9 protein-coding genes are annotated in these 8,632 nt (G+C 50.8%); all 9 read left to right on the top strand.

Features of this window, described 5'->3' with window-relative positions; all coding sequences use genetic code 11:
• Positions 1 to 279: 279 nt before the first annotated feature.
• Positions 280 to 969: a tRNA (adenosine(37)-N6)-threonylcarbamoyltransferase complex dimerization subunit type 1 TsaB gene (tsaB, locus tag I6E38_RS13615; RefSeq protein WP_235394507.1), complete on the top strand. Its 690-nt coding sequence runs from the start codon at positions 280 to 282 to the stop codon at positions 967 to 969.
• A gap of 4 nt (positions 970 to 973) precedes the next feature.
• Complete coding sequence (locus I6E38_RS13610) at positions 974 to 1,576, top strand: DUF4290 domain-containing protein (RefSeq protein WP_235394506.1); 603 nt, start codon at positions 974 to 976, stop codon at positions 1,574 to 1,576.
• A gap of 42 nt (positions 1,577 to 1,618) precedes the next feature.
• The gene (murA, locus tag I6E38_RS13605) at positions 1,619 to 2,923 is read left to right on the top strand and encodes a UDP-N-acetylglucosamine 1-carboxyvinyltransferase (RefSeq protein WP_235394505.1); all 1,305 of its coding nucleotides are present in this window, start codon (positions 1,619 to 1,621) and stop codon (positions 2,921 to 2,923) included.
• Positions 2,924 to 2,955: 32 nt separating this feature from the next.
• A complete protein-coding gene (gene rimM / locus I6E38_RS13600) occupies positions 2,956 to 3,477 on the top strand; it encodes a ribosome maturation factor RimM (RefSeq protein WP_235394504.1) in 522 nt (173 codons plus the stop codon).
• 23 nt (positions 3,478 to 3,500) lie between these two features.
• On the top strand, positions 3,501 to 4,649 hold the full coding sequence (locus I6E38_RS13595; protein ID WP_235394503.1) for a 1-deoxy-D-xylulose-5-phosphate reductoisomerase: 1,149 nt from the start codon (positions 3,501 to 3,503) through the stop codon (positions 4,647 to 4,649).
• A gap of 39 nt (positions 4,650 to 4,688) precedes the next feature.
• Positions 4,689 to 6,065, top strand: a complete 1,377-nt coding sequence (gene rseP / locus I6E38_RS13590) for an RIP metalloprotease RseP (RefSeq protein WP_235394502.1) — start codon at positions 4,689 to 4,691, stop codon at positions 6,063 to 6,065.
• 93 nt (positions 6,066 to 6,158) lie between these two features.
• Positions 6,159 to 6,881, top strand: a complete 723-nt coding sequence (locus tag I6E38_RS13585; protein ID WP_235394501.1) for a Bax inhibitor-1/YccA family protein — start codon at positions 6,159 to 6,161, stop codon at positions 6,879 to 6,881.
• A 30-nt stretch (positions 6,882 to 6,911) separates the two neighbouring features.
• Positions 6,912 to 7,787, top strand: coding sequence for a YicC/YloC family endoribonuclease (locus I6E38_RS13580; RefSeq protein WP_235394500.1), 876 nt, complete (start codon positions 6,912 to 6,914; stop codon positions 7,785 to 7,787).
• A gap of 211 nt (positions 7,788 to 7,998) precedes the next feature.
• The gene (gene gmk, locus I6E38_RS13575) at positions 7,999 to 8,562 is read left to right on the top strand and encodes a guanylate kinase (RefSeq protein ID WP_235394499.1); all 564 of its coding nucleotides are present in this window, start codon (positions 7,999 to 8,001) and stop codon (positions 8,560 to 8,562) included.
• The last annotated feature ends 70 nt before the right edge of the window (positions 8,563 to 8,632 follow it).

The following is an 8,632-nucleotide window of genomic DNA, read 5'->3' as shown; positions in this document are numbered from 1 at the left end:
GCTCTCGCTAAACGATATACAAAAGGAGGGTGCACCATAAATGACCATAGTCAATTATGACACACCCTCATTTCAGTAACCTACAAACTGTTTTTAACCAAAAATGAATAAATTCTCTTTGTAATGCGCACGATTTACACTATCTTTGCACTGAAATATTTCACATACCAACAATATATATATTTATATTGAGGACAATGTTAGCCGAGAGTGGCATATAGTTTTGTATTTGCAGCCATACGGTTAGGAGTAAAGTCCACGAAAGTAAAAAGTTTTAGCATGTCGTGTATTTTGAATATTGAAACGAGCACTGATGTGTGCTCAGTATCCGTCAGCCAAGACGGAGCATGTATTTTCTCCCAAGAAGACCATGAGGGTCCCAACCATGCAGTGAAGCTCGGCACATTTGTCGACGAGGCATTGTCGTTTGCCGACAGCCATGCCATTCCGCTCGACGCAGTAGCCGTAAGCTGCGGTCCGGGCTCATACACAGGTCTGCGCATTGGCGCATCGATGGCCAAGGGCATTTGCTTCGGTCAGGACTTAAAGCTTATTGCCGTGCCTACACTCGAACTCATGGCTGTGCCTGTGCTTCTGCGCGAGGAGGTAGAGGAGGGTGCATTGCTGTGCCCGATGATTGACGCACGCCGCATGGAGGTTTATTCGGCTGTATACGACCGCGCCCTGCACGAGGTGCGTGGCATTCAGGCCGATGTGGTAGATGCAGAAACCTATCGCGAATATCTCGACCGCGGACCCGTATACTTCTTCGGAAACGGGGCCGAGAAGTGCATGGAGGTGATAAACCATCCCAACGCACGACTCATCAAGGGTGTCGAGCCACTGGCAAAATGGATGTTCCCTATAGCCGAAAGACGCATAGCACAAGAGAAATACGAGGACGTGGCATATTTTGTACCATTCTATCTGAAGGACTTTGTAGCCCATCAGCCCAAGAAATTGTTATAGTATTATGAATATAAAAGGACTCGATTACAACACACAGCGCGAACGCCTAATTCTGCCGGAATACGGACGTGAGGTGCAACAGATGATTGACCACTGCGTGTCGCTGCCCAACCGCGCCGACCGCCAACGCTGCGCCAACACCATCATTGCCGTTATGGAACGCATGATGCCACGCACGGGTGACGCTGAATCATTCCGTCGCAAGCTGTGGGACCACCTGGCACTGATGAGCCAGTTCAAACTCGATATCGACTATCCCTTCGACATAAACGAGGCACGCTCGATGCTGGAGAAGCCCAAACCAATACCCTACCCCATGCGCCGCATACCGGTGCGCCACTACGGCGGACTGATGTTCGAAGTATTCGATATGCTCAAGACAATGCCAGAAGGTAAGGAACGTACCGAACTGATACGACTGGCAGCCAACCAGATGAAACGCGACCTCGTACAGTGGGGACACGGATCGAGCGACAACGAAAAGGTGGCATCAGACTTGGCGGGATATACTGCCGGCAAGGTGCAGCTCGACCTTGACAACTTCAAGTTCGACCGCACACAGAACAACCGCAACACACCCGAGCGCAAACAGCGCCGCCGCAGATAAACACATCACTCATACACACACTCTAACATCAAGACCATTATTATGGAAACATTCATAATTGAGGGTGGACATACACTCAGCGGAACCATCATTCCGCAGGGAGCCAAAAACGAGGCACTTGAGGTGATTGCAGCTACGCTGCTCACCGACCAACCGGTGCACATCACCAACATACCCGACATTCTCGACGTCAACAACCTTATCAAGTTGCTCGAAGAAATCGGTGTAAAGGTGACACGCAACTCGCGCAACGACTATACATTCCAGGCCGATGACATCAACCTCGAATATCTCGACAGCGACGAGTATGTGCAGAAGTGTGCCGCTCTCAGAGGCAGCGTACTGCTCATGGGACCGCTGCTCGGACGCTTCGGACACGCTTCGGTAGCAGAACCGGGTGGCGACAAGATAGGACGCCGACGTCTTGACACTCACTTTCTGGGATTCAAGAACCTCGGAGCCAAGTTTGTCAACGACGAGGAGCGCAAGGTGTTCAACATCGAGGCACAACAACTCAAGGGTACATACATGCTACTCGACGAGGCGTCGGTTACGGGTACAGCCAACATCATTATGGCTGCCGTACTGGCTGAGGGCACTACAACTATATACAACGCAGCTTGCGAACCTTACGTACAGCAGTTGTGCCACCTGCTCAACGCCATGGGTGCCAACATTTCGGGCATCGCGTCAAACTTGATTACCATCGTAGGTGTCAAGTCGCTGCATGGTGCCGAGCACCGTATTCTGCCTGACATGATTGAGGTAGGCTCGTTCATCGGTATGGCAGCAATGGTGGGCGACGGCGTACGCATCAAGAATTGTGCCGTACGTGAGCTTGGTATCATTCCAGACACATTCCGCCGACTGGGCGTTAAGATAAAAGTAGAGGGCGACGACCTCTTCATCCCACGTCAGCCGCACTACATCGTCGACTCGTTCATCGACGGCACCATTCTGACTTTGGCAGATGCACCGTGGCCGGGACTCACACCTGACCTCCTTTCGGTGCTCATCGTGGTGGCTACTCAGGCTCGCGGCTCGGTACTGGTACATCAGAAGATGTTCGAGAGCCGTCTGTTCTTCGTCGACAAGCTGATAGATATGGGTGCCCAGATTATCCTGTGCGACCCGCATAGATGCGTAATCGTAGGCCACGACCGCAAACGCCAGTTACGCGCCCGCAGAATGACAAGCCCCGACATACGTGCCGGTATCGCTCTGCTTATTGCTGCAATGGGTGCCAAAGGCACAAGCCGCATCGACAACATAGCCCAGATTGACCGTGGCTATGAAGACATTGAGGGCCGTCTCAATGCTCTGGGTGCCAAGATCAGAAGAGAGTAAGACAACTAAGTCAAGGCTCAGCTAACAATAATATGATAAAAAAAGAAACTGTATATAAAATCGGACGCATAGGCAAACCGCACGGCGTAGACGGAGAGGTGTCGTTCCATTTCGACGACGACGTGTTCGACCGTACCGACGCCGACTATCTCATTCTCGACATGGACGGCATTCTCGTGCCGTTCTTCATGGACGAGTATAGATTCAAGACCGACGAAACGGCCCTTGTGCGATTTGAAGACGTGACCACACAAGACAAGGCTCGCACACTGACCGGATGCGATGTGTACTTTCCACGCGAGCATAGCGACTCTGACTCCGACTCGCTGTCGTGGGCTGCTATTGTGGGCTTTCATGTGGTGGATGCCTCTTCGGGCAAGACGGTGGGCGAGATTCACTCCGTGGACGACTCTACCATCAACACGCTCTTCGAACTTGTCACTGCCGACGGCGACGACATCCTCATCCCGGCAAGCGACGAACTGATTACCAGCGTTGACACCGAGCACAGACAGATAACAATGCAGCTGCCAGAAGGCTTGCTGGATATATAAACTCGTCAACAGAAAATAGAGATATGAAAAAACAAATTTGCATCCTCGGCTCTACCGGTTCGATCGGCACTCAGGCCCTGGACGTAATCAAGCAACATCCCGACCGATACGAGGCTTACTGCCTCACGGCCAACAATCAATATATGAAACTGGCCGAACAGGCGCGAGAATTCCGCCCTGCGGCTGTAGTCATAGCCAACGAACAGCACTACGAAGCTCTCAAGGCGCTGCTGGCTGACTGCCCCGAAGTGAAGGTTTATGCCGGAGCGAAGGCTCTCGACGAGATTGTAGAGGCACAGCCCATCGACATGGTGCTCACCGCTATGGTGGGTTATGCCGGACTGTCGCCGACAATACACGCCATAAAGGCTCGCAAGACCATCTGCCTTGCCAACAAGGAAACATTGGTTGTGGCTGGCGAACTGATTTGTCAGTTGGCCAATGAATATCGTGTCAACATCCTGCCGGTAGACAGCGAGCACTCTGCCATATTCCAGAGTCTGGTGGGCGAGGGTCGCAACGAAATCGACAAGATATTGCTTACTGCCTCGGGCGGTCCCTTCCGCAAGTTCACTCTCGAACAAATGCGCGATGTTAAGGCTGCCGACGCTCTGAAACATCCTACATGGGACATGGGAGCGAAGATTACCATCGACTCTGCTTCAATGATGAACAAGGGCTTTGAGGTGATTGAAGCAAAGTGGCTGTTCGGTGTCAGCGCCGACCGCATACAAGTTCTTGTTCATCCGCAGTCAATAGTTCACAGTGCAGTACAGTTCAGCGACGGTGCGGTCAAGGCACAATTGGGTGTTCCCGACATGCGTCTGCCCATACAGTATGCATTCTCTTACCCCGACCGATTGCCACTGAATGGCGACCGACTCGACCTGTTCAAGCAGCCACTCGAATTCTTCGAGCCCGACATGCAGAAGTTCCGCTGTCTGCAAATGGCCTACGAGGCAATCAATCAGGGTGGCAACATGCCGTGTATCGTCAATGCTGCCAACGAGATAGCAAACGAAGCGTTCCGTCACGACCGCTGCGGATTCCTGCAGATGGGCGAGATTATCGAGGCTACTATGCAGAAAGCTAAGTTCATAGCACGTCCTACATACGACGACTATGTAGCTACTGACGCAGAGGCACGCCGCATTGCGAGCGAACTCCTGTAGTATTACAAATAATAAATAATCATTACGAATCAATAATTAATGGAAATTTTCCTTATCAAATTGCTGCAGTTCATGCTGGCAATTTCTATTCTTGTGCTGCTCCATGAGGGCGGACACTTCTTCTTCTCAAAACTCTTCGGTGTAAGAGTTGAGAAGTTCTTCCTGTTCTTCGACCCTTGGTTTCACCTCTTCCAGTTCAAACCTCGCAAGAGCGACACGACATACGGTATAGGCTGGCTGCCTTTGGGCGGCTACTGCAAGATATCGGGTATGATCGACGAATCGTTCGATACCGATCAGATGCAGAAGCCAGCTGAGCCTTGGGAGTTCCGTTCTAAGCCTGCATGGCAGCGTCTGCTGATTATGATTGGTGGCGTATTGGTCAACTTCCTGCTTGCATTGTTCCTCTACGCAATGTGTCTTTTCACATGGGGCGACGACTATGTGAAGCCTAAGGACATGCCGCTCGGAATGAAGTTCAATAAAGAAGCCAAGGCTCTCGGATTCCAAGACCGCGACATTCTGGTAGGAACCGACCAGGGCGAATTCAAGAAATTCGGTGCAGACATGTTCCGCGAGATGGCTACTGCACGCGAGGCTTACGTAATTCGTGACGGCAAGCAAGTGAGCATAGCAATGCCTGGCGACCTCGACTTGCTCAATATGTTCAAGTCGACACCTCCATTCATGACTCAGTTCATCGAGGCTCGCGTCGACAGCGTGCTTACCGGATCGCTGGCAGAGCACATGGGATTCCGCAAGGGCGACATCATCACATCGCTCAACGGCAAGCGCATCACATCGTTCAACGACTTCCAGTATGAAGTAGGACGCATTGACGACGTGCTCGATTATGCCAAGACACATCAGGACAGCCTCAAGGCGCTGACCGTTACAGTCACTCTGGCGCGCCAGGCAGGCGACCAGACATGCACACTGACCCGAAAGGGAGTGCTCAAGGACGATTTGAAGTTCGGATATATGCCACTGTTGCCAGCAGATAAGGTGACACACATCGAATACGGATTCTTCGAGAGCTTCCCTGCAGGCATCAAGTACGGATGCAACGTGCTCTCTGGATACGTCGGCGATATGAAATACATCTTCTCAGCCGAGGGTGCCAAGTCGCTCGGAGGATTCGGTGCAATCGGCAGCATGTTCCCCGACGTATGGAACTGGCACAAGTTCTGGCTCATGACAGCATTCCTGAGCATCATCCTCGCATTCATGAACATACTGCCGATTCCGGCTCTTGACGGCGGACACGTACTGTTCCTGCTCTACGAGATGATAACACGCCGCAAACCGTCGGAGAACTTCATGATACGCGCCGAATACATTGGCATAGGCATACTGATGCTGCTTATGATTGTAGCCAACCTCAACGACGTGCTGAGGTGGATTGGCATAATGTAATGTTTCGGCACGCTATTTGCCAAATATATGGTAGGGCACACGCCCTATACCATATGTTTATAATAAAAGTACAAACCAATTAAGACAACAATTATGAAACAAGAAAACTGGTACGACGTTGACTCGCTGCGCAACAAAGATTTCGCTATGTCCACAGCTTTCCCCGCACTTATGCGCAAAGTATTCGTGTGGATGACACTCGCACTTGCTATAACGGGCCTCACAGCTTACGGTGTCGCTACATCGCCGACAATTCTGTCGCTGATATTCTCAAGCAAGGTGACATTCTTCGGACTTATCATAGCCGAGTTTGCTCTCGTATTCGCCATTAGCGGTGCCATCAACCGCCTGTCGTTGTCGACCGCAACAATGCTGTTCATACTCTATTCGGTGATTAACGGTGCTACACTGTCATCGATATTCTTCGCCTTCTCAGTGGCAACTATCGGCAAGGTGTTCTTCATCACAGCCGGAACATTCGGTGCAATGGCACTCGTTGGCTATACCACCAAGACCGACCTCACCTCAATGGGTAAGCTTCTGTTTATGGCTTTGTTGGGCATCATCATTGCCTCAGTAGTCAATATGTTCGTGGCAAGCAGTAGTCTCGACCTCATCCTGAGCTACGTTGGCGTGCTCGTATTCGTAGGTCTTACAGCTTACGACACCCAGAAGATCAAGCAGATGTGCCAGGCTGCCCCCGACGCAGGCGAGAGCGCACAGAAGCTCGCGCTGATTGGAGCCTTGAGTCTGTATCTCGACTTCATCAACCTCTTCCTCTACTTGCTGCGCATATTCGGCAACAACCGTGACTAAACAACCCACAGTTACACATATATAATAAATATGATACTATCAATGACTGGCTACGGCAAGTCTGTCGCAGTCTATAACGGAAAGAAAATCAACGTTGAGATAAAGTCGCTCAACAGCAAGGCGCTTGATCTGTCCACTCGCATCGCCCCGCTCTATCGCGAAAAGGAGATGGAAATACGTCAGAACATTCAGCAGCACTTGCTGCGCGGCAAGGTCGACTTCGCCATTTGGGTGGAGAAGGATGCCGACACCGACGCTACAAACATCAACACCGAACTGGCCAAGAACTACTGCCAGCAGATAAAGAACGTGGCAGAGCAGTGCCAGATTCCGTTGCCTGCCGACTGGTTTGTGACTCTTCTGCGTATGCCCGACATCATGTCGAAGGCAGAGACCGAAACGCTCACTCCCGAAGAATGGCAGGTGGCAAATGCTGCAATCAACGAAGCTATCGACCAGCTCGTTGCATTCCGTACCCAGGAAGGCGCTGCTCTTGAGAAGAAGTTCGGCGAGAAGATTGACAATATAGAGCAACTCCTGCTCAGCATTGAGCCGTACGAGAAGGCACGTGTAGAGAAAATACGAGCACGCATCGTTGACGGACTGAAGCAGATACCCGACGTAGAGTATGACAAGAACCGCCTTGAGCAGGAACTCATCTACTACATCGAGAAGCTTGACATCAGTGAGGAGAAGCAACGTCTTGCCAACCACCTTCGCTACTTCCGCGAGACTATGGCAGAAGGACACGGTCAGGGCAAGAAACTCGGATTCATTGCTCAGGAAATGGGTCGCGAAATCAACACCACCGGTTCGAAGAGCAACAACGCCGAGATGCAGAACATTGTCGTTAAGATGAAGGACGAACTGGAACAGATAAAGGAACAGGTGCTGAACGCGCTTTAAAGAAATGTGGAATGTTGAATGTTGAGTGTTGAATTGGTCGGCTGCGCCGATGTTGAATTATCCAATTTTGAATTGGATGGACATAAATTCAAAATTCAAAACTCAAAATTCAAAATTCTCAACTGGAATAATTCAAAATTGAACAATTCCAAATCGGCGCAGCCGACCAATTCAAAATTCAACATTCAAAACTCAAAATTCAATACTCTCAATGGGCAAACTCATAATATTCTCCGCTCCAAGTGGCAGCGGCAAGAGCACAATCATCAACCGACTGATGCAGCACCCAGAGTTGCATTTGGCATTTTCGATATCATGCACATCGCGTCAGCCACGCGGCACAGAACAAAATGGTGTAGAGTATTTCTTCATTACTCCCGAAGAATTCCGTGAGCGCATAGCCCGCGACGAGTTCCTTGAATATGAAGAGGTGTATCAAGACCGCTTCTACGGAACGCTGAAGCAGCAGGTGGAAACGCAGGCTGCACGTGGCGAGAACGTAGTATTCGACGTTGACGTGAAGGGCGGATGCAATATCAAACAGTACTACGGCGACCGCGCGCTGAGCATTTTCATTCAGCCGCCATCTATCGACGAGCTGCGCCACCGACTCACCGGACGCGCCACCGACGCTCCCGAAGTAATTGAACAGCGCATTGAGCGTGCCACATTCGAGTTGTCGCAGGCATCGAAGTTCGACCGCATTGTCATCAACGACGACCTCGACAAGGCTGTAGAAGAAACACTACAGATTGTAAAGGAGTTCATTAAGTAAATAGGGTGTCCAGTTAGATGTTCCGAAAAACAGATGCTGAAATCACCCATTAAGTTACAAAACTAACGCT

This window comes from Leyella stercorea, from assembly GCF_021531355.1.
GTDB lineage: Bacteria > Bacteroidota > Bacteroidia > Bacteroidales > Bacteroidaceae > Prevotella.
This window is presented reverse-complemented; position numbering and strand designations above follow the sequence as displayed.